Annotated in this window: 18 protein-coding genes and 3 pseudogenes; 16 read left to right on the top strand and 5 right to left on the bottom strand. The window is 53.5% G+C overall.

The window, feature by feature from the left end; genetic code table 11:
• Positions 1-34: 34 nt before the first annotated feature.
• Positions 35-937 carry a PP2C family protein-serine/threonine phosphatase gene (locus JCM2850_RS15190; protein WP_025873001.1) on the bottom strand — a complete coding sequence of 301 codons (903 nt, stop codon included), beginning with the start codon at positions 935-937 and terminating at the stop codon, positions 35-37.
• Positions 934-1,878, bottom strand: coding sequence for a serine/threonine protein kinase (locus tag JCM2850_RS15185; RefSeq protein ID WP_025872999.1), 945 nt, complete (start codon positions 1,876-1,878; stop codon positions 934-936). Before JCM2850_RS15185 ends, JCM2850_RS15190 begins: the two co-directional genes overlap by 4 nt.
• 138 nt (positions 1,879-2,016) lie before the next feature.
• Between JCM2850_RS15185 and JCM2850_RS15180 the strand changes: the two genes are divergently transcribed.
• The 15 genes and pseudogenes from JCM2850_RS15180 (at position 2,017) to erpA (ending at position 15,023) form a co-directional block, all read left to right on the top strand.
• A complete protein-coding gene (locus tag JCM2850_RS15180; RefSeq protein WP_025872997.1) occupies positions 2,017-2,883 on the top strand; it encodes a YicC/YloC family endoribonuclease in 867 nt (288 codons plus the stop codon).
• Positions 2,884-2,939: 56 nt separating this feature from the next.
• Positions 2,940-3,980 (top strand): DUF475 domain-containing protein, encoded by a 1,041-nt coding sequence (locus JCM2850_RS15175; protein WP_025872996.1) that lies wholly within the window; start codon positions 2,940-2,942, stop codon positions 3,978-3,980.
• Positions 3,981-4,036: 56 nt separating this feature from the next.
• Positions 4,037-4,645, top strand: a complete 609-nt coding sequence (gene gmk, locus JCM2850_RS15170; protein ID WP_025872993.1) for a guanylate kinase — start codon at positions 4,037-4,039, stop codon at positions 4,643-4,645.
• Positions 4,646-4,689: 44 nt separating this feature from the next.
• A complete protein-coding gene (rpoZ, locus tag JCM2850_RS15165) occupies positions 4,690-4,902 on the top strand; it encodes a DNA-directed RNA polymerase subunit omega (protein ID WP_025872990.1) in 213 nt (70 codons plus the stop codon).
• 95 nt (positions 4,903-4,997) lie between these two features.
• Positions 4,998-7,213: pseudogene (locus JCM2850_RS19855) on the top strand (RelA/SpoT family protein).
• Positions 7,214-7,272: 59 nt separating this feature from the next.
• On the top strand, positions 7,273-7,659 hold the full coding sequence (locus tag JCM2850_RS15155) for a RidA family protein (protein WP_025872988.1): 387 nt from the start codon (positions 7,273-7,275) through the stop codon (positions 7,657-7,659).
• Between the two features lie 42 nt (positions 7,660-7,701).
• Positions 7,702-9,795: an ATP-dependent DNA helicase RecG gene (gene recG / locus JCM2850_RS15150; RefSeq protein ID WP_305080001.1), complete on the top strand. Its 2,094-nt coding sequence runs from the start codon at positions 7,702-7,704 to the stop codon at positions 9,793-9,795.
• Positions 9,796-9,807: 12 nt separating this feature from the next.
• Positions 9,808-10,371: a chorismate--pyruvate lyase family protein gene (locus JCM2850_RS15145; protein ID WP_025872984.1), complete on the top strand. Its 564-nt coding sequence runs from the start codon at positions 9,808-9,810 to the stop codon at positions 10,369-10,371.
• Positions 10,368-11,252, top strand: a complete 885-nt coding sequence (gene ubiA / locus JCM2850_RS15140) for a 4-hydroxybenzoate octaprenyltransferase (protein WP_025872983.1) — start codon at positions 10,368-10,370, stop codon at positions 11,250-11,252. Before JCM2850_RS15145 ends, ubiA begins: the two co-directional genes overlap by 4 nt.
• Before the next feature lie 118 nt (positions 11,253-11,370).
• On the top strand, positions 11,371-11,811 hold the full coding sequence (gene rplM, locus JCM2850_RS15135; protein ID WP_025872981.1) for a 50S ribosomal protein L13: 441 nt from the start codon (positions 11,371-11,373) through the stop codon (positions 11,809-11,811).
• A gap of 12 nt (positions 11,812-11,823) precedes the next feature.
• Positions 11,824-12,216 carry a 30S ribosomal protein S9 gene (gene rpsI, locus JCM2850_RS15130; protein WP_025872979.1) on the top strand — a complete coding sequence of 131 codons (393 nt, stop codon included), beginning with the start codon at positions 11,824-11,826 and terminating at the stop codon, positions 12,214-12,216.
• A gap of 187 nt (positions 12,217-12,403) precedes the next feature.
• A pseudogene (gene argC / locus JCM2850_RS19850) lies at positions 12,404-13,446 on the top strand (N-acetyl-gamma-glutamyl-phosphate reductase).
• Positions 13,447-13,476: 30 nt separating this feature from the next.
• Positions 13,477-14,178 carry a DUF6776 family protein gene (locus JCM2850_RS20725; RefSeq protein ID WP_148301309.1) on the top strand — a complete coding sequence of 234 codons (702 nt, stop codon included), beginning with the start codon at positions 13,477-13,479 and terminating at the stop codon, positions 14,176-14,178.
• Positions 14,179-14,217: 39 nt separating this feature from the next.
• Positions 14,218-14,607, top strand: a complete 390-nt coding sequence (locus JCM2850_RS15115) for a bactofilin family protein (protein ID WP_025872975.1) — start codon at positions 14,218-14,220, stop codon at positions 14,605-14,607.
• A 62-nt stretch (positions 14,608-14,669) separates the two neighbouring features.
• Complete coding sequence (gene erpA, locus JCM2850_RS15110; RefSeq protein ID WP_025872973.1) at positions 14,670-15,023, top strand: iron-sulfur cluster insertion protein ErpA; 354 nt, start codon at positions 14,670-14,672, stop codon at positions 15,021-15,023.
• Positions 15,024-15,116: 93 nt separating this feature from the next.
• Here the strand turns inward: erpA and gltA are convergent.
• The 3 genes and pseudogenes from gltA to JCM2850_RS15095 all read right to left on the bottom strand — a co-directional run bounded on the left by gltA (position 15,117) and on the right by JCM2850_RS15095 (position 18,897).
• Positions 15,117-16,408 (bottom strand): annotated as a pseudogene (gene gltA / locus JCM2850_RS19840) (citrate synthase).
• A 45-nt stretch (positions 16,409-16,453) separates the two neighbouring features.
• A complete protein-coding gene (locus JCM2850_RS15100) occupies positions 16,454-17,551 on the bottom strand; it encodes an anhydro-N-acetylmuramic acid kinase (protein WP_025872971.1) in 1,098 nt (365 codons plus the stop codon).
• Positions 17,551-18,897: a peptidoglycan DD-metalloendopeptidase family protein gene (locus JCM2850_RS15095; RefSeq protein WP_025872969.1), complete on the bottom strand. Its 1,347-nt coding sequence runs from the start codon at positions 18,895-18,897 to the stop codon at positions 17,551-17,553. The genes JCM2850_RS15100 and JCM2850_RS15095 overlap by 1 nt, the downstream gene beginning before the upstream one ends.
• Positions 18,898-19,003: 106 nt before the next feature.
• Here JCM2850_RS15095 and tyrS point away from each other — a divergent pair, with 106 nt between their 5' ends.
• Entirely contained in the window at positions 19,004-20,206 is a 1,203-nt protein-coding gene (gene tyrS, locus JCM2850_RS15090; RefSeq protein ID WP_025872967.1) for a tyrosine--tRNA ligase, read from the top strand.
• Positions 20,207-20,449: the final 243 nt, after the last annotated feature.

The raw sequence follows: 20,449 nt of genomic DNA, 5'->3' as shown, positions 1-20,449 counted from the left end.
CAATCAGGCAATGCTGGGCCTGAGATAGCCTGTGCTAACGCTTGCTGCGCTGTATGGCGACATTGATCTCCGCAATTGCGCGCTCTATGTCATCGTGGCTCAGCTCACTCAGGCCTTCATCTGGCAGCGGCTGGATGATGGTGCGTGCCTGATCCAGCGCCGTGGCCAAGCCGGAAATGGTCAAGTCCTGATCCAGTATGTCTTCCCATTGCACACCTATGGCGCTGAGGTTGTCACCCTGGGCGCCACCGAGCTGCTCGGCAATATCCAGCATGCTGTTGATGAAATGGGGCATGCCGCGACCTGAATCCAGTATTTCTAGCATGCGATCAGCGCTGAGATAAGACCACAGGCCATCGCTGCAAAGCATGATGGTGTCATCCGAGTGCAATCTGCGCGTAGGGCTGATATCTATGGTGGGCGGTATATCCCCGCCCAGACAGTTGTAGACCTTGTTGCGATCAGGGTGGGCGGCCACATCATTGGGTGCCAGGGTGCCTTGCTTGAGCAGGGCCTGTACCACCGAATGATCTTCGGTGGTGAAGATGCATTGATGCTGACGGAAATGGTAGAGGCGCGAATCGCCGATATGGGCGCAGACCAGGCGGTTGTTTTGCAGCACTGCCACCACCAATGTGGTTTTCGGCGTTTCTTCCAGCCCCTGATTGTGTGCCAGCTGATGGATAGCATCCTGGATTTTGTTGATCTCGCTCAGCAGAAAATCCTGCACATCATCCAACAGCGGCTGGGCCTTGCGCTGAAAGGCATCGGTGAGCATTTTCACTGCCAATTGCGCCGCGACATCGCCGTGCAGATATCCGCCCATGCCATCGGCCAACACCATGAGCAAACTCTGCTTGCTATAAGAATAGGCCACCCTATCCTGATTGCTGGGGCGGCCACCATTACGGCTATTCTGGTGAATGGTGAATCTCATTTGATAATGTCCTGATTCAAGAATGCAGCAATGCGATTGAACCAGCCGTCATTCGTGGGGTAATCGACTTCTTCCATCAAGGATTTCTGCAATGCAAACACGCTGGGTGGCCTGTCCATGGGGTCAAGCGCCAGGCAGCTATCGATCACGGCGAGTAGTTGCGGAGAATAAATGCCTTTACCCAATTTGACGGCAGAAGTGAGTTGATCATTCTTCATGCGCTGGTCCGCAGCCTGGGGAGAAGCCTGCAGCAAGCAGGCATACATGCTGGCACCTACGCTGTAGACATCGCTCCAGGGGCCCAATTCCTTATGGTGGCGATACTGTTCCGGCGAGGCAAAGCCTGGGGTATAGCTGGGGGGTAATTGACTGGTTTCTTCAGAGAGCGCCATGCGTGCAGAGCCAAAATCCAGCAGCACCGGGCTGCCATCACGGCGGATATAGATATTGGCGGGTTTGATATCCAGATGTAGCAACTTCTGTGCGTGTACCTCACGCAAGCCATTGAGCAGTTGGCTGAAGATGCTGCGTAACTTGGGCTCGGCCATGGGCTCATTCTTGGACAGTATGCATTCCTGCAGCGATTTGCCACGTTCATACTGCATGACCATATACACCGTTTCATTGGCACGGAAGAAATTCAGCACGCGCACAATATTCGGGTGATTGATATTGGCCAGTGCGCGGCCTTCTTCAAAAAAGCATTTCAGGCCAAAGCGAAACCCTGCCATGGTTTCGTTAGTAGGTACTCGCACCTGGTCGCCACTTTGGCGCAAAGCCAGGATGTTGGGGAGGTATTCCTTAACGGCAACCGTGGTTTGTTCTTGCTGATCGCGGGCGATATAGACAAAGCTGAAGCCACCAGAGCTCAGAAGCTTTTTTATCTCATACCCCTGTAGCTGATAGCCTGGGGGCAGGGCGCTGTTTTGGTTTGCATGCATGGGCGATGACGGTGCTGTCAGCCGTTGTCTGGGCAGATTCTGATGACGGACGACGGCGATTATTTGTCGCTTATTCTGTCATGAATCGTCGCGGATTTGATACCATGGGCCCAAATTTAATCAGGAACTTGCTCTCAGATGATTTTCAGCATGACGGGTTATGCCTCCCTTGAGCAGGAGGTGGCCAACGGCGTTCTGGTACTTGAACTGCGCTCGGTCAATCATCGTTATCTCGAGCTGCAGCTCAAGCTGGATGACAATGTGCGCAGCTTTGAACCCCTGGTGCGTGAACTCATGACCACGCACCTCAAGCGCGGCAAGGTGGAGTGCCGTATCAGCCTAGCGCAGCGCCATGCCGAAACCAGGCAAGCCCATCTCGATGAGCATGTGCTGCAACAGTTGGCGCAAATGACAGTCAGCGTACAAAGGCATTTCCCTGAAAGCCGTCCACTCAGTGTGGCAGATATCCTGCGCTGGCCTGGTGTTATGCTGGGTGATGCGCAAGACCATGAGGCCTTGGCACAAGCGATTCAGGCTAGCCTGCTCAAGGCCTTGCAACAGATGACAGACGCGCGGGCGCGCGAAGGTAACAAGCTCAAAGTGATCATTCTTGAACGCCTGGCCGAGATTGAAGCCCAGGTAGCCAAAGTGAGGCCATTGCTGCCCAGCCAAATGCAGTTGTATCAGGAGCGTTTGGCTACCAAGCTGCGCGATGCGCTGAATGGCGTGGATGAGGAGCGTGTGCGCCAGGAGTTGGTGATCTTTGCCCAACGCATAGACGTGGATGAAGAGCTGAGTCGACTGGGGGCGCACGTAGCCGAGGTCAAGCGTATTCTGGAGTCGGGCAGCCCGGCAGGCAAACAACTGGATTTCCTCATGCAGGAGCTTAACCGCGAAGCCAATACCCTGGGCTCAAAATCGGTTTCCACCGAAGTGTCTCAGGCCGCCATGGCGCTCAAGCTGCTGATAGAGCAGATGCGCGAACAAATTCAGAACATAGAGTAGTCATACCAACAGGCGCTGGCAGATGCACAGCGCCTGTATTTCATGCGGAAACCCTCATGCGCGATTTCAGATATTCCATTCTTGTCACCTTTATTTGTCTGGCTTTGGCTGGTCTTTGGGGCTATGAGCTCAAAAACAGCATAGACGGCATTTGGCCTGCACTGAGTGTGGCGCTGATCCTTGGCATCATGGAGGTGAGCCTGTCTTTTGATAATGCCGTGGTCAATGCCTCCATCCTCAAGGAAATGGATGAAAAATGGCGGCATATCTTCCTCACGGTCGGCATTCTGATTGCGGTGTTTGGCGTGCGGCTGGTGTTTCCGCTGTTGCTGGTGGCGGTGGCCACTGGTCAGGGTTTGATCGAGGTGGCGCAACTGGCAATCAATAATCCTGTGCTGTATGCCGATTATCTGGATGATGGTCATACCGCGATTGCGGCATTTGGCGGTTCTTTCCTGTTTCTGGTGTTCCTCAGCTTTATCTTTGATTCTGACAAGGAGCTGCACTGGCTGGGACGTATGGAAGCGGGCCTGGGTCGATTGGGGCGCATGGAATCCATCAGCATTGTCGTGATTTTGTTGATTTTGCTGGCCTTGCAGAATTTCCTGCCTATCTCGCAAGAAGAGCGTTTGACCATACTGCTATCTGGACTCTGTGGTGTGGTGCTGTATGTGCTGATAGACAGCCTGGGTAATTTCTTCAGCTCACAGGCCGAGGGCGATGCCATTGCCAAGACTGCCAAGCGCAATGGCGCCATGGGTTTCCTCTATCTGGAAATTCTTGATGCCTCGTTCTCATTTGACGGTGTGATAGGTGCGTTTGCCATCACCCGCGATGTGGTGATTATTATGCTGGGCCTGACCATAGGTGCCATGTTTGTGCGGTCACTGACCGTGCGCATGGTGTACAAGGGCACGCTGGATAATTATGTCTATCTTGAACATGGCGCACATTACGCCATAGGGGTGCTGGGTCTGGTGATGTTCTACTCCATCTATCAGCACGTGCCGGAAGTTATCACTGGCTTGATAGGGGTGGTCTTCATCATGGCCGCTTTGTTGTCATCCATTCTTTACAAGCGCAGACTGGCGCATTAAGCCGCCGCGCTGATTCGAGAAGCTTTAAGACCAACACTACGACGGAAAATATAGTCATGAAAGGCAATCTTTTTATCATCACCGCCCCCTCAGGTGCAGGCAAAACCTCGCTGGTGGGCGCATTGCTGGACGGTGACGAACACCTCAAGCTTTCGGTTTCGCATACCACGCGTCAACCGCGTCCAGGCGAGATCGAAGGGGTGCACTACTACTTTGTGCCTGAGGCGAAGTTTGTTGAGATGCTGGGCCATGGCGATTTTCTTGAAAGCGCCCAGGTGCATGGGGGCTATTACGGCACTTCAGGTTCCACGGTAGATGCAGTGTTGCAACAAGGTTTGGACCTGATACTGGAAATTGACTGGCAAGGCGCGCAACAGGTGCGCCAGCAATATCAAGACGCTATAAGCATCTTTATTCTGCCGCCTTCCATAGAGGCGCTGGAGCAGCGCCTCAACAATAGAGGCCAGGATAGTGCCGAGGTGATTAAGCGCAGGCTGGCAGCGGCGCGCGAGGAGATGAGCCACGTTGCCGAGTTTGACTATGTTACAATCAACGACAGATTTGAACATGCGCTGGAAGACCTGCGCGCAATCATACGCAGCCAGAGATTAAGGCGCGACAAGCAACTGGCCCGTCATCAGGACGTGGTGCAAAACCTGCTCTAGCAAAACCCTGGCCGCATCCCCATATTTCAGGAGAAATTCATAACATGGCCCGTATTACCGTAGATGACTGCTTGGAAAAAATCCCTAACCGTTTCCAGTTGACCCTGGTGGCCGCGTATCGTGCGCGTCAGCTTGCCAACGGCTCCGAACCTCTGGTGAATGTGCACGGTCACAAGGACAAGCCCACTGTTTTGGCCTTGCGTGAAATCGCTGCCAGCAAGGTAGGTCTGGAAGTACTTAATCGCGGACAAGCCTAAGCCGCCATCTAGCTGTTGCTGGTGATACCGGGGTCATGTGCAGCATGACGCTCGGTATGGCGCATCCTTTGTGTTGAGTCCTTATTCAGAAATCTATGTCCAAGACCACAGCCAAACGACCAGCAGAAATTGCAGTACCCGCGCCTTTGCTGCCCGCAGACAGTGAAGAATCTCAGCTTACCCTGCGCCTGCGCGAATACCTTAAGCAGGACGATATAGACTCCATCTGGGCGGCCTACCGCTTCAGTGCCGCGGCCCACGAGGCCAGATTCGCCGTAGTGGCGAACCCTACGTCATTCATCCGGTCAGCGTCGCCGGCATACTCGCAGAACTACATTTAGATCCTCCCACCCTGATCGCGGCCTTGCTGCATGACGTGGTCGAGGATACTGGCGTTACCAAGCAAGAGATTAGCGAGCAGTTTGGCAAACAAGTGGCCGAGCTGGTCGATGGTTTGTCCAAGCTGGATAAAATCGAGTTCCAGAGCGCCACCCAGGCGCAGGCAGAAAACTTCCGCAAGATGTTGCTGGCGATGTCGCAGGATGTGCGCGTCATTCTGGTCAAGCTGGCCGACCGCCTGCACAACATGAGCACGTTGGATGTCATGAAGCCGGAAAAGCAGAAGCGCATTGCCAGGGAGACCCTGGACATCTATGCGCCGATTGCCAACCGTCTGGGCCTCAATGAAATTTACCAAACACTGGAAGACCTGAGCTTCAAGTATCTCTACCCCATGCGCTACCGCGTCATTTCCAAGGCGGTGATGGCTGCACGTGGCAACCGCAAGGAAGTGGTGGGCAAGATACTCGACTCCATACGTCAGCGCTTGAAAGACCAGCATATAGACGCTGAGGTAACCGGGCGCGAGAAGCATCTCTACAGCATTTACAAGAAAATGACCGGCAAGACCGTGACGTTTTCGCAGATTTACGATATCTATGGCTTCCGCGTCGTGGTGCGCGATCTGCCTACCTGTTATCACACTCTGGGCTTGCTGCATGGGCTGTACAAGCCCATCCCTGGCAAGTTCAAGGACTATATCGCCATCCCTAAGGCTAATGGCTATCAGTCATTGCATACCACTTTGTTTGGCCCGTTTGGCACGCCGATAGAAGTGCAGATACGCAGCCGCGAGATGCACAATATTGCCGATGCTGGCGTGGCCGCGCACTGGTTGTACAAGACCACCGATGCGCATCTGACAGCCTTGCAGCAACAAACCCATCAGTGGCTGCAACGCCTGCTGGATATCCAAAGCGAGAGCAGTGATTCACTGGAATTCCTTGAACACTTCAAAGTGGATCTCTTCCCCGATGAGGTCTATGTATTCACGCCCAAGGGCACCATCATGGCCTTGCCCAAGGGCGCCACGGCTGTCGATTTTGCCTATGCGGTGCATACCGACATCGGCAATCGCTGTGTGGCGGTGAAGATTAATCAGGAGTTGGCGCCATTGCGCACCGAGCTGCACAACGGCGACCATGTAGAGATCATCACTGCGGCCCATGCCCACCCTAATCCTGCCTGGCTTAACTATGTGCTGACCGGCAAGGCGCGTGCGCATATCCGCCATTATCTGAAATCTATGCAGTCTACTGAATCGGCCCTGCTGGGTGAACGTATGCTCAACCAGGCACTGCGCGCGCTGCATGCCAACCCATCCACCATAGATGACAATGCCTGGCAGCGTTTGGTACGAGACTATGGTGCCAAGAGCAAGGATGAAATCCTGGCCGATGTCGGTTTGGGCAAACGTCTCAACGTCATGGTGGCCCATCAGCTCATGGCGCAGGCAGGGCAGCAGGAAGGAGGCGCGCCCAAGCTGCCTTCCAAGGTGCTGGATACCATTACCATCCGTGGCTCGGAAGGCATGGCGGTGCAGTTTGCCCAGTGCTGCCGTCCCATCCCTGGCGACCCCATCCTTGGCTTTATCAACAAGGACAAAGGCCTGGTCATCCACACCCATGATTGCCCGGCGATACGCAAGTTCCGCCTGGACCCTGACAAGTGGCTGGATGTGGAATGGGACCCGCAAGGCCACAGGCTATACAAGGTCAGCCTCAAGCTGGTGGTTGCCAACCGTCGTGGCATGCTGGCCAAGATTGCCTCCACCATCGCCGAGGCAGAATCGAATATCGATAATGTCAGCATGGAAGAAGCCGATAACAGCACCTACACCAATATGAATTTCACGGTGCAAGTGGAAAACCGCGTGCACCTGGCCGAGCTGATGCGCCGCCTGCGCAAAATTCCCGACGTGGTGCGTATCAACCGCGTCAAGGGGGCTGGCAATGAACAGCGTGTGCAGTAGCCTGGCCTAAGCATTCATCAATTTAAACTTCAAACACAAAAAACATTCAGGAGAGACAGATGGCCAAGCAAATCATCCATACCGACGGCGCACCGCAGGCAATCGGCACCTATTCCCAGGCGGTCAAAGTCAATGGCAGCACGGTTTACCTATCCGGCCAGATTGGTCTGGACCCTGCCAGCATGGAAATGGTGGATGGCATAGAGGCGCAGGTGCACCGCGTGTTCAAAAACCTCAAGGCGGTGGCAGAGGCTGCTGGTGGCTCGCTCGCCGATGTGGTCAAGCTCAACATCTTCCTCACCGATCTTTCGCACTTTGCCCTGGTCAACACCATCATGGCCGAATACTTCACTCAGCCTTACCCTGCACGTGCTGCCGTAGGCGTGGCACAACTGCCAAGAAATGCGCTGGTGGAAGCGGATGGCGTTTTGGAGATTGGTGCTTAAACGCATACGCCTTAAGCTGATACCGCTGAACCGGAAGTAGACTTGAAGCAAGGCCAACACAAGCAGACAGACCCAGACCCGGCAGCACACGTGAGTGCAGGTAGCTTGCAGGGCTACAAGGGGCTGACGCCGGCCTTGCTTACCAAGCTGGCCAAGCTTGGTATCAGCAATATGCAGGGCCTGTTGTTGCACATGCCTTTGCGCTATGTCGATGAGACACGCATCACCGCCGTGCGTGATTTGCGCAGTGGTGAGCAGGCGCAGGTGCAGGGTGAAGTGGTACATGTGGAGGTGCAATACCGTCCACGCAAAGTCTTGATCTGCCGCTTGAACGATCAAAGCGGCCAATTGGTTTTACGCTTTCTGCATTTTTACCCCAGCCAGCTTGCCAGCTTAAAAGAGGGCAAGCAGATTCGCGCCCTTGGTGAGGTGCGTAGCGGCTTCTTTGGTTGGGAAATGGTGCATCCGCAGTACCGCGTCGTCGGTGACGAAACCGAAGTGGCCACTGCCCTGACCCCGGTCTATCCCACCACCGCTGGCTTGTCCCAGGCCGTCATACGCAAATGGATAGCCTGGGCACTCAGCCACGCTGATCTGAGCGATACCCTGCCTGCCAGTGTTTCTCAGTCCTTAAATTTACCCAGCTTTGCTCAGAGTCTGGCCTGTTTGCACCATCCGGCGCCCGAGGCTGACCTTGCCAGCCTAGAATCGCGAGAGCACCCTGCCTGGCAGCGCCTGGCTTTTGAGGAGTTGCTGGCACAGCAACTCTCTATGCGCAGGCATTACGCCAGGCGCAAGCACCAGGGGGCGCCTGCCCTCAAGCCTTCCAAGACCTTGATCACAGCCTTGCTGAAAAGCCTGCCGTTTGCCTTGACCCAGGCACAGCAAAAGGTGGCGCTGGAAATTGGCAGAGATCTGGAAAAACCCTATCCCATGCAACGCTTGCTGCAAGGTGATGTAGGTAGCGGCAAAACCATAGTGGCCGCCATGGCGGCCATGCAGGCCATAGAGCAGGGTTGGCAGGCGGCCATCATGGCGCCTACTGAAATTCTGGCGGAGCAGCATTATCAGAAAATGCAGGGCTGGCTGGCACCATTGGGGATACAAGTGGCCTGGCTCGCTGGCAGCCAGGGAAAGAAACAAAGGCGCGAGATGCTGGCGGCGATAGCCGACGGGCAAGCGCAACTGGTGATAGGCACCCATGCCTTGTTCCAGGAGCAAGTGGTATTCCAACGCCTGGCATTGGCGATTGTTGATGAGCAACACCGTTTTGGTGTGCAGCAGCGCCTGTCATTGCGGCAAAAAGGCGGACAGCCACATCAATTGATGATGAGTGCCACGCCTATCCCGCGCACTTTGTCCATGAGCTATTTTGCCGATCTTGATGTCTCGGTGATTGATGAGTTGCCGCCTGGGCGCACGCCCATCGTCACGCGCCTGATTTCAGATGCCAGACGCGATGAAGTGCTGGAGCGGGTGCAAGACGCCTGCATGCAGGGCAGGCAGGCTTATTGGGTATGTCCGCTGATAGAGGAATCCGAGGCCTTGCAATTGCAGACGGTGACCGATACTTATGAAACCCTGCAGCAATCATTTCCGCATCTCAAAGTAGGCTTGGTACATGGGCGTATGAAGCCCGCAGAGAAGCAGACGGTGATGGCGGCATTCAGCGCTGGCGAAACCCAGTTGCTGGTGGCCACAACGGTGATTGAGGTGGGGGTGGACGTGCCCAATGCCAGCCTGATGGTGATAGAGCATGCGGAACGTATGGGGCTGTCCCAACTGCACCAATTGCGCGGGCGTGTGGGGCGCGGGGCGGCCAAGAGTAGCTGCATACTGCTTTACCAGGATGGCAAGCTTTCCGAGATGGCCCGTGCCAGGCTCAAGACTATCTATGAATCCACAGATGGCTTTGTGATTGCGCAAGCTGACCTTGCCCAGCGCGGCCCAGGAGAATTTATGGGCATACGCCAGAGTGGGGTGCCCATGTTGAAGATTGCGGACTTGGAGCGCGACCATGAATTGCTGGAAGCCGCGCGTGAACTGGCTGAGCGTTGGCTGGAGACAGAACCTGTGCTGGTGGATAAGCACCTGGCACGCTGGCTGGGTCATGCAGAAGAATTGGTCAAAGTCTGAGATAATCGCCGGGTGAAAATTTCTGCATTTCTTGCGCCTACGCGTGATCGCTGGCTACGCCGCCCTCTGGGTAGTGCGGCATTCAAGCCTTGGCTGCTCAGTCCAGGTTCCTTGACCAAACGTTTGCAACAACACAGTCAGCAATTCAGGGTGCATGCCATTTCTCAAAAGCGCCAGCCCAGCAGGCTTAGCGAAACCAGCTTACTGAGATTGCCTGCCCGGCGAGCCGCCTTGTTGCGGGATGTGCTGCTGCATTGTGATGATCAACCCGTGGTGTTTGCACATAGTGTATTGCCAGTAAATGCCTTGGCTGGAGGCTGGCGTCAGTTGCCAAATTTGGGCAATCGCTCACTGGGTAGCACCTTGTTTGCTGACCCGCGTACCTGCCGTACACGCTTGCAGTTCAAAAAGCTCTATAGCGGACATTTTCTTTATAAGCTGGTGGGTGCCAGCCAAGCTGCTGCGCAAGGCCCGTTGTGGGCCAGGCGCTCGGTATTTCGTTTGCAGGGCAGGGCGATTCTGGTGACAGAAGTATTCCTGCCTGCAGTATTGGCATTGCAAGAGCAAACACCATGAACACTAGCCAGCCATCTAACACAGGTTTGCATCACAAGTTGAATGCCTATGTACGCTTGACGCGCCTGGATAAGCCTATTGGCATCCTGCTGCTACTGTGGCCCACGTTATGGGCGTTATGGTTGGCGGGCGATGGGTACCCTGGAGGTTTGGCGCTGACCGTGTTTATCGCGGGCACTGTACTGATGCGCTCTGCTGGTTGTGTCATGAATGACCTTGCCGACCGTAATTTTGATGGCCATGTGGCACGAACTAAACAGCGGCCATTGGTCAGTGGAGATGCCAGCGTTAAAGAGGCGATCCTGCTGGCGGCAAGTCTTAGTTTGCTCGCCTTCGGGCTAGTCTTGCTGCTACCCATGCTGGTGGTCATGCTTTCATTCCCTGCATTATTCCTGGCAGCGAGTTATCCGTTGACCAAGCGCTTCCTGGCTATACCGCAAGCCTATCTGGGTATCGCCTTTGGCTTTGGCATACCCATGGCGTTTGCGGCTGTGCAGGGCAGTATCCCGCTGGAGGCATGGGTAATGTTGCTGGCCAATGTATTCTGGGCCATGGCTTACGATACCGAGTACGCGATGGTGGATAGGGAAGATGACCTGAAAATAGGCATACGCTCATCGGCGATATTCTTTGGCCGTTGGGATGTTATTGCTATCATGCTCTGCTATGCCATGTTCCTGGGCTTGATGGCCTGGGTGGGGTTTAGCCTGCAACAGCGCTGGCCATATTTCGCAGGTCTAGGGCTTGCAGCCATGATGGCAATCTATCATTACCGCCTGATCCGGCAGCGTGAACGTGGCCCCTGTTTCCAGGCTTTTTTGCACAATAATTGGCTGGGGGCGGTGGTGTTTGCGGGTGTGCTGGCGAGCACCTATCTCTGACGCGGCAATTTAAGTATTGATGCTGATTGGATAATTTGCCCGATAAATGTTTGACAAGGCGGGAAAGTCTAGCTTACAATCCGCCTCTTAATTTTTTCAGCGAATATTGGTTTGTCCGATGAAGACCTTTTCTGCAAAAGCGCATGAAGTAAAGCGCGACTGGTTCGTAGTAGATGCTACGGATTTGGTGCTGGGCCGTTTGGCGAGTGAGATTGCACACCGTCTGCGTGGTAAGCACAAAACAATTTACACACCGCACGTGGATACGGGCGATTATATCGTTGTGATCAATGCCGACAAGATCAAGGTCACTGGCAACAAGGCGCTGGACAAGAAATACCATCGCCACAGTGGTTACCCTGGCGGTATCTCCACAACAACTTTTGGCAAGATGCAAGAGCGTTTCCCAGGCCGTGCCCTGGAAAAAGCTGTCAAGGGTATGCTGCCTAAGGGCCCACTGGGTTACGCCATGTTCCGCAAGCTCAAGGTGTATGCTGGTGAGAAGCATGACCATGTTGCACAACAGCCGCAACCATTGGTAATCCAAAGTCAAGCGTAAGGATAAGCAGCGATGATTGGTAAATATAACTACGGTACTGGCCGCCGCAAAAGCTCGGTAGCTCGTGTCTTCCTGAAGTCTGGTAGCGGCAACATCGTTGTAAACGACAAGCCTGCTGATGAGTACTTCTCTCGCGTGACTTCCCGCATGGTGCTGCGTCAGCCACTGGCATTGACCGAAAACGAAGGCAGCTTCGACATTCTGGTTAATGTAAGCGGTGGTGGCGAGTCCGGCCAAGCTGGTGCAGTTCGTCACGGTATCACCCGTGCTCTGATCGATTACGATGCAGCGCTGAAGAGCGCCCTGTCCAAGGCAGGTTTCGTAACACGTGATGCACGTGAAGTTGAACGTAAAAAAGTCGGCCTGCGCAAAGCGCGTCGTCGTAAGCAATTCTCCAAGCGCTAAGCTTTACGCATTGCTATTCAAAAAAGCCGCACTTGTTGCGGCTTTTTTGTTTTGCGGCTGATGGCGGGAATAGATTTAGGCAATATGCGATATATCGCAGCGATTTGATACTATTGAACCTCTTTGCTGTAGGGCATCAAAGATAAGTCACAGCAAGGTAATGAATCGCGTAATTCGGAGATAAGTAATGGCTAGCAAGAAGATCAAGGTCGGTATTGTCGGTGGCACTGGATATACAGGGGTAGAGTTGTTGCGCTTGCTGGCGCTGCACCCTGATGTGGAGTTGAGTGCCATCACCTCGCGTAGTGAGGCTGGCTTGCCAGTCGCGGACATGTATCCCAGCTTGCGTGGCTATGTGGATCTCAAGTTCTGTGACCCTGCCGATGCTGCCCTGGGCCAATGTGATGTGGTGTTCTTTGCCACACCTAACGGCGTGGCCATGCAGCAAACCCGTGCCTTGCTGGAGCAGGGGGTGCGGGTGATTGATCTGGCTGCTGACTTCCGCATCCGCGATGTGGCGGTATGGGAGAAATGGTATGGCATGACCCATGCCTGTCCCGAATTGCTGCAAGAGGCGGTCTATGGCCTGCCAGAGCAGAATCGTGATGCCATACGCAATGCCAGATTGCTTGCCAATCCTGGTTGTTACCCCACCGCGGTGCAGCTGGGCTTTATGCCTTTGCTGGAAGCCGGCATTGTGGATAGACAATACCTGGTGGCCGACGCCAAGTCTGGCGTCAGTGGTGCTGGCCGTAAAGCGAGGTGCATACCTTGTTTGCCGAGGCGGGAGATAATTTCAAGGCGTATGGCGTGGCTGGGCACAGGCATTTACCTGAGATCAGCCAGGGTCTGGTACGCATGAGCGGTGATCAGCCTGTGGGGCTGACCTTTGTGCCGCACCTGACCCCGTTGATTCGCGGTATTCATGCCACGCTCTACGCAAGGTTAACCAAGGAAGTGGATTTGCAGGCTTTGTTTGAACAGCGTTATGCCAATGAAAGCTTTGTGGATGTGTTGCCTGCTGGTGCTCATCCTGAGACGCGCTCGGTACGCGGTTCCAACCAGTGCAGGATTGCCATCCACAGGCCACAGGGCGGCGATACGGTTGTGATACTGTCCGTGATCGACAACCTGGTGAAGGGTGCAGCAGGTCAGGCAGTACAGAACATGAATATTATGTTTGGCCTGGAAGAGCGTGCCGGCCTCAATATTGTGCCCTTACTGCCTTAAGTTAATGGTCAGCCCAAGGCAATGAAGCGCTTGTCGCGCCGTTTTAAGCGGCATTTCAACAAGCCCAGCAAGCGCGTGGCCATCAAGTCGCATCGCGCCTGGTATTGGCAGGCGATTGCCGCTTTGATTTTGATTGCGCTGGGCTATTTGCTGGCGTATTGGCAACTGACCGTGGCCGAGGGCTTGCATCCGCCCGTAGTGGCCAGGCCTGTGTTATCGGATAGGGAGCTGCTAGGCAAAGTGGTGTTTGCCGAGCGTCAATTGCAAGTGCAGAAGGCCGCCCAGGAAAATCTGGCACGGGAATTGGCCGTGGTGCAGGAAGAAAGCATCAAGCTCAAGGAAAATGTGGCTTTCTATCAAAGCATACTCGAAGAGAGTGCAGGCAGTGACCGGGTGCGATTGAATCGGGTGCAGATAGATAAGACCGAACAAACTGGGCGTTACCGCTATCTGGTGGTACTTTCGCAGCAGGGATCACATAGCAAACCGGTGGCCGGAAATTTGCAGTTCAAGTTGCTCGGTGTGGATGGTGAGGGCAAGCCAAGTAGCGTGCCGCTGAAGTTGGCGCCGGATAATGCTGCCCAGGCTACGGTGAAATTCCGTTATTATCAGCGCCTCGAAGGTGGATTCGCGCTGCCGGAGGGCTTAACTGCAGAGGCGGTTGAGGTCAGTTTTCTTGAAAATGGTAGCAAGCAACCCAATATCAGCCAGCAGGTGAAGCTACCAAACTGAAGCAGACTTAGTACAAGCTAAGTAATAGGGAGATTCACCATGTTTTCCAGAAACAAGAACAAAGCCCAGACCAGGATAGATACCCTGATCAGTACTGATACCAGGCTTGAAGGCAATATCAGTTTCAGCGGTGGCTTGCGCGTAGATGGCAAAATACGTGGTGATGTCAGTGAAGCTGCTGCTCCTGCCATGTTGGTGCTGAGTGAGCACGGTCGCATTGAAGGTGCCGTCACTGTAGCGCGCATTATTTTGAATGGTGAAGTGCAGGGGCCTGTGCGCTCTAGTGAATTCTTGGAGTTGCTGGCCAAGTCACGAGTGCAGGGTGATGTTTATTACAAGTCACTGGAAATCCATACGGGTGCCATTATTGATGGCAAATTAGTGTACATGGGTGAGAACGCGAGCGCGGCAATTGCCGAGGGCGAATAGGCATTGACCACCTGCGGGTAGCGCAGGATAATGAATTCAATACGAAATTTAAGGAGTTAATCATGAATGCAGTGACAGAAGAAATCCCTAGCCCCTTGGTCTTTACAGACAATGCTGCGCGCAAGGTCAAGGAACTGATAGACGAAGAAGGCTCGCCTGACCTGAAATTGCGCGTCTTTGTCAGTGGCGGTGGTTGTTCCGGTTTTCAGTATGGCTTCACTTTTGAAGAAACCGTGAATGACGATGACACCCAGGTGCAAAAGGATACCGTCACTCTGTTGATCGATCCTATGAGCCTGCAATATCTGGTGGGTGCAGAAATTGATTACCAGGACAGCCTGCAAGGTTCGCAATTCGTGATTCGTAATCCGAATGCTACCACTACCTGCGGTTGCGGTTCTTCGTTCTCGGCTTAAGCCGCAGTATCTCGTACTCAGCAACACACCTGCTGAGGCAATAAAAAGGGGCCTTTCGGCCCCTTTTGCATTACTGCTGCTTGCAACGCTTGATTAACGATTTTGCAGCGGTACAAAGTCACGACGATGTGGGCCAGTGTACAGTTGGCGTGGACGGCCAATCTTGGAACCTGGTCCGACATCATCTCATTCCATTGTGCTACCCAGCCCACAGTACGTGCCAGCGCAAAGATGGCGGTGAACATGGAGTTGGGGATGCCCATGGCACGCATCACAATGCCGGAGTAGAAATCGACATTGGGATAAAGCTGGCGTGTGACGAAATAATCATCTTCCAGCGCAATCTTTTCCAGTTCCAAGGCCAGCTTGAACATAGGGTCATCATGCAGACCCAGCTCATCCAGTACCTGGTGGCAGGTTTGGCGCATGATGGCAGCGCGCGGGTCCATATTGCGATAGACGCGGTGACCAAAGCCCATCAGACGGAAAGAATCGGTTTTATCCTTGGCGCGGTTGATGAATTCACCTATACGGCTGACATCGCCAATTTCTTCCAGCATCTTCAAGGTGGCTTCATTGGCACCACCGTGAGCCGGGCCCCATAAAGAAGCTATACCCGCAGCGACACAGGCAAATGGATTGGCTCCGCTGGAACCTGCCAGGCGTACAGTCGAAGTCGAGGCATTTTGCTCGTGATCAGCATGCAGAATCAGAATGCGCTCGAAAGCCTTGGATAGAATCGGATTGGGTTCATAGTCCTCACAAGGCGTCGCAAACATCATATGCATGAAGTTCTCAGCATAATTGAAGCGATTTTTCGGGTACATAAAGGGCTGGCCTACATTGTACTTATAGCTCCAGGCCGCAATGGTAGGGACCTTGGCCAATAATCTATGTGCGGCGAACTCACGATTCTTGGGGTCGCTGACATCTATGGCTTCATGGTAGAAGGCCGACATAGAGCCAACCACACCGACCATGACCGCCATAGGGTGTGCATCACGGCGAAAACCGCGGAAGATGTGGGTCAGCTGATCATGCACCATGCTGTGGCGCGTGATGGTATTGGTGAACTTGGCTTTTTCCTCTGCATTAGGCAATTCGCCATGCAGCAGCAGATAGCTGACTTCCATAAAGTCAGAATGCTCGGCCAATTGCTCTATGGGGTAGCCGCGATAGAACAGCAAACCTTCTTCGCCATCAATAAAGGTGATATTGGAATCACAGGACGCCGTTGAAAGAAAACCGGGGTCATAAGTGAAATAGCCATGCTTGCCCAGAGAGCGGATATCAATGACGCTGGGGCCAAGCTCACCTTGCAGGATAGGAAGTTCGATAGGTGCGGAACCATCGTCGAAAGTAAGTGTGACTTTGCTAGGTTTCATATTCTGGAATCTAAGGTTGAACGGTTGCTGTGCGCTTACTCAGCTTCATGCAGCATAAACTGCGCCAAGTATTCTATGACCTTGCGCACCGGTGACATCGGGAAGATTGCCGGGCAAGCGATAGAGTGCTTGTCTTGCCAACCAGGCAAAGGCGGCTGCCTCCATGGTATTGACGGTAATCCCCAGCACATCGCTAGTCTGGATTGTTGCAGGCTGAAGCAGTTGCTGCAAGCGTTGCATCAAAACGCCATTATAAGCCCCTCCGCCACATACATATAGCTCTTGTACGTTAGCGCAATGTTGTGACACTGCTGAGGCAATGGAAACGGCGCTAAGCTCCAACAGTGTGCGTTGCACATCTTCAGGGCGGTATTGACCTGGCTGTAACAGTGTCTCCAGCCAGGCTAGGTTGAACAGATCCCGGCCTGTGCTTTTTGGAGGTGCTGCCTGGAAATAAGGATGGCTGAGCATGGTTTGTAGTAGCTCGGGCAATACCACGCCACTCGCTGCCCATGCTCCATCTACGTCATACCGCAAGCCTTGGTGCAGCCCTATCCAGGCATCCAGCAGCATATTGCCGGGGCCAGTATCAAAGCCGGTGACCTTGCCATTAGGCGGTAAATCGCTGAGGTTGGCGATGCCGCCTATATTCAATACCACGCGATGCAACTGCGGGTGAGAAAACATAGCGGCATGGAATGCAGGCACCAGAGGCGCGCCGTGGCCGCCAGCAGCAATATCACGGCTGCGAAAATCGGCAATCGTGGTGATGCCAGTTAATTCAGCGAGCAGTGCGGGGTTGCCAATTTGCAATGTAAAACCGAGCTCGGGTCTATGGCGTATGGTTTGCCCGTGGCAACCCATTGCCTGAATTTGACTGGCGGGTGTGTCGGATAGCGCGAGCAACTCGCTGACGTTCTCGGCATAAAGCCTAGACAAGGTATTCGCGGTGAGGGCGGTGAGTTCTAACTCATTATGGCTGGGATGATGCAGTAGCAATAACTGGTCACGCAAAGACTCGGGGTAGGGAGTGAAGTGCTGATGCAACACCTGGCAGTGCTGATCAGCCACTTCTGCTATGACACTGTCAACACCATCCAGGCTGGTGCCTGACATCAGGCCTATGAATAACTCGCTCGGCACTAATCAAGCGAAGCAACAGCACTTGCGCTGAGCAGGCGTAACTGGGCGCTCAGGTTGCTGCTATGAGCCAGGAAATCGGCCTTGTACTGAGGAGCAATAGGCAGGGCAGCTGGCAAGGCAACCTTGAGTGGGTCGCGATGAACGCCATTAAGCAGGAATTCATAGTGCAAATGCGGGCCTGTGGCCATGCCTGTCATGCCGACAAAGCCGATGATATCGCCCTGAGACACCTTCATGCCGCTACGTAAACCTGGAGTAAAGCGCGACAGGTGGCCATACACGGTGCTGACGCCACTGGCGTGCTGCAAATAGATAACATTGCCATAGCCACCCTTGACGCCGACAAAGCTCACCACACCATCAGCAGGTGCCTTGATGCGGGTGCCAGTTGGTGCTGCAAGATCCACGCCTTTATGCGCGCGCATTTTTTGCAGTACAGGATGGAAGCGGCCCATGGTAAAGCCGGAACTGATACGTGTGAATTCGAGAGGGGAGCGCAGGAAGGACTTGTGCAAGCTCTTGCCTTCAGGCGTGTAGTAAGCCACTTTGCCTTCTGGGCTGCGGTACATCACCGCTTTGTAGGTTTTACCTTGATTGGTGAACTCAGCAGCCAATACTTGGCCAGTATTGACCAGATTGCCATTGTCATACCTGGCTTCATAAATCACGACGAAGCGATCACCCTTGCGCAGGTCAGAATGGAAATCGATATCGGAAGAGAAAATCTCCGCCATCTGAATGGCAATTGAGTCAGGAATATCGGCAGCATCAGTCGCTGCAAACAAAGAGCTGCGGATTTCTGCAGTCTTCAGAACACTATGAGTTTCCAACACAGGTTCGCCAGTCTTGGCCTGATAACCAGAGTCGGTACGCTCTATGGTCAGCGTGGCAGATGGGCTAAGTTGATATTGCAGCTTAAGCAACTCGCCATTGGCATTGACTTGGGCCTGAATGGCGCGGCCTGGGCGTAACTGTGATGCCAAGGCACTGGCTTCTGGATTGCGGCGCAGGAAATCCAGCGCTTCAGCATTTTGTACGTTCAGTCTGGACATCAAGCTGGCCAATGTGTCATCTCGGCGTACTTGATCAGCCTGCCAGTAGTTCTGGTTTTCCAGATTCTCACTGACTAAAGGGGTGCTGAGTTCGGGAAGTTCGATTTCCTCGACGATGGTCGAGATGGCGATATCTTGGGTGCTGGTTTGTGGTGCAATACCGAAGGCAGTAATGATGCCGAAGAGTGGGAGGCTGGAAATGGCAAGCAACCAACGCAGGCGTAGTTTACGTTCTTTTAATGCTGGGTTTTGCGCTAAAATAATCGTTTTATTGCTTTGCTCAGTTTGCTGCACTGGTCGCTACCTCATTACTGTTTCAAATCAACGATGGGGCATGCTAACAGAAAAATTTGGCATGGTGAAGGCAAAGCTGCACATAAGATACGGATATTAATCAGATATGGCCAATTTGAATGACAGTCTTGCATTGATCAAACGAGGGATTGATGACCTTATTGGAGAGCAAGAACTTGTAGAAAAACTGAAGACTGGCACCCCGCTCAGGGTCAAGGCCGGATTTGACCCCACGGCACCAGATTTGCATCTGGGTCACGCAGTGCTGATCAACAAATTGCGTCAGTTCCAGGATCTTGGTCACCAGGTCTTGTTCTTGATTGGTGACTTCACCGGCATGATAGGCGACCCCAGTGGCAAAAGCGTCACGCGTCCACCCTTGACCGCTGAGCAAGTGCAACAGAATGCGCTGACCTATCAGGAGCAGGTGTTCAAGATACTCAAGCCCGAACAGACAGAAGTTGTGTTCAACTCAACCTGGATGAATGAATTGGGTGCGGCAGGCATGCTTAAGTTGGCGTCTACCCACACAGTAGCGCGTATGCTGGAGCGCGATGATTTTGAAAAGCGCTATAAGAGTAACCAGCCTATTGCCATACATGAATTCCTCTATCCCTTGTTGCAAGGCTATGACTCTGTAGCGCTGAAGGCAGATATAGAGTTGGGAGGCACAGACCAGCGCTTTAACCTATTAATGGGTAGGGAGTTGCAAAAGCATTATGGTCACGCACCGCAATCAGTACTGACCGTGCCTTTGCTTGAAGGCCTAGATGGCGTCAACAAGATGTCCAAGTCTCTGGGTAACTATATAGGTATCGCGGAACCTGCCAACACCATCTTCAGCAAGCTCATGTCTGTGTCTGATGATTTGATGTGGCGTTATATTGAATTGCTGTCATTTGAATCGCTGGCCACCATCGCGCAATGGCGTGAGGCTGTCGCGGCAGGTGAGAACCCACGCACTACCAAAGTAAGGTTTGCCCAGGAAATTGTCGCGCGCTTCCATAATCGCCAAGCGGCGGAAGACGCCTTGGCGGATTTCGAACTGCGCGCCAAGGGCGGCGTGCCGGATGATATTGCCGAGCTTACTATCAATATTGCAGATGCCAATATTGCGATTGGTGCCTTACTCAAGCAAGCAGGATTAGTAGCCAGCACCTCTGAAGCCATCAGAATGATAGAGCAGGGTGGCGTTAAACTTGATAGTGAAAAGGTCAGCGACAAAGCTTTATCGCTGGCGGCGGGTAGTGTGGTGGTGGCGCAAGTAGGTAAACGCAAGTTTGCCAAGATCACCATCAAGCAAGGATAAAAACCAGCACATATATAAGTATGTTTTGGCGATGTGAATCTGATGACATCGCTTGGTTTAGGGTGTAAATGTAATTATTTTGTAACAGCCGCGTAAAACCCTTGACCAAATTTCCTGGGTGCGTAGAATGCGCACCTCGCTTCAACGGCGAGCCAGCAACGAAGATTAAGCAGTTAAAAAATCTTCTTGACCGAATCAAAAAGGTCTGTAGAATGCGCGGCTCGCTTGAGAAAGCGATGCGCA

The sequence above is a fragment of the Methylobacillus glycogenes JCM 2850 genome, assembly GCF_000617925.1.
Taxonomy (GTDB): Bacteria; Pseudomonadota; Gammaproteobacteria; order Burkholderiales; family Methylophilaceae; genus Methylobacillus; species Methylobacillus glycogenes.
This window is presented reverse-complemented; position numbering and strand designations above follow the sequence as displayed.

Bases quoted from the DNA above. Each gene is read 5' to 3' on its own strand.
- JCM2850_RS15190 (WP_025873001.1), bottom strand. From the start codon at position 937: ATGAGATTCACCATTCACCAGAATAGCCGTAATGGTGGCCGCCCCAGC.
- rplM (WP_025872981.1), top strand. From the start codon at position 11,371: ATGAAGACCTTTTCTGCAAAAGCGCATGAAGTAAAGCGCGACTGGTTC.
- ubiA (WP_025872983.1), top strand. From the start codon at position 10,368: ATGAACACTAGCCAGCCATCTAACACAGGTTTGCATCACAAGTTGAAT.
- JCM2850_RS15180 (WP_025872997.1), top strand. From the start codon at position 2,017: ATGATTTTCAGCATGACGGGTTATGCCTCCCTTGAGCAGGAGGTGGCC.
- gmk (WP_025872993.1), top strand. From the start codon at position 4,037: ATGAAAGGCAATCTTTTTATCATCACCGCCCCCTCAGGTGCAGGCAAA.
- erpA (WP_025872973.1), top strand. From the start codon at position 14,670: ATGAATGCAGTGACAGAAGAAATCCCTAGCCCCTTGGTCTTTACAGAC.
- tyrS (WP_025872967.1), top strand. From the start codon at position 19,004: ATGGCCAATTTGAATGACAGTCTTGCATTGATCAAACGAGGGATTGAT.
- JCM2850_RS15115 (WP_025872975.1), top strand. From the start codon at position 14,218: ATGTTTTCCAGAAACAAGAACAAAGCCCAGACCAGGATAGATACCCTG.
- rpsI (WP_025872979.1), top strand. From the start codon at position 11,824: ATGATTGGTAAATATAACTACGGTACTGGCCGCCGCAAAAGCTCGGTA.
- JCM2850_RS15175 (WP_025872996.1), top strand. From the start codon at position 2,940: ATGCGCGATTTCAGATATTCCATTCTTGTCACCTTTATTTGTCTGGCT.
- rpoZ (WP_025872990.1), top strand. From the start codon at position 4,690: ATGGCCCGTATTACCGTAGATGACTGCTTGGAAAAAATCCCTAACCGT.
- JCM2850_RS15185 (WP_025872999.1), bottom strand. From the start codon at position 1,878: ATGCATGCAAACCAAAACAGCGCCCTGCCCCCAGGCTATCAGCTACAG.
- JCM2850_RS15155 (WP_025872988.1), top strand. From the start codon at position 7,273: ATGGCCAAGCAAATCATCCATACCGACGGCGCACCGCAGGCAATCGGC.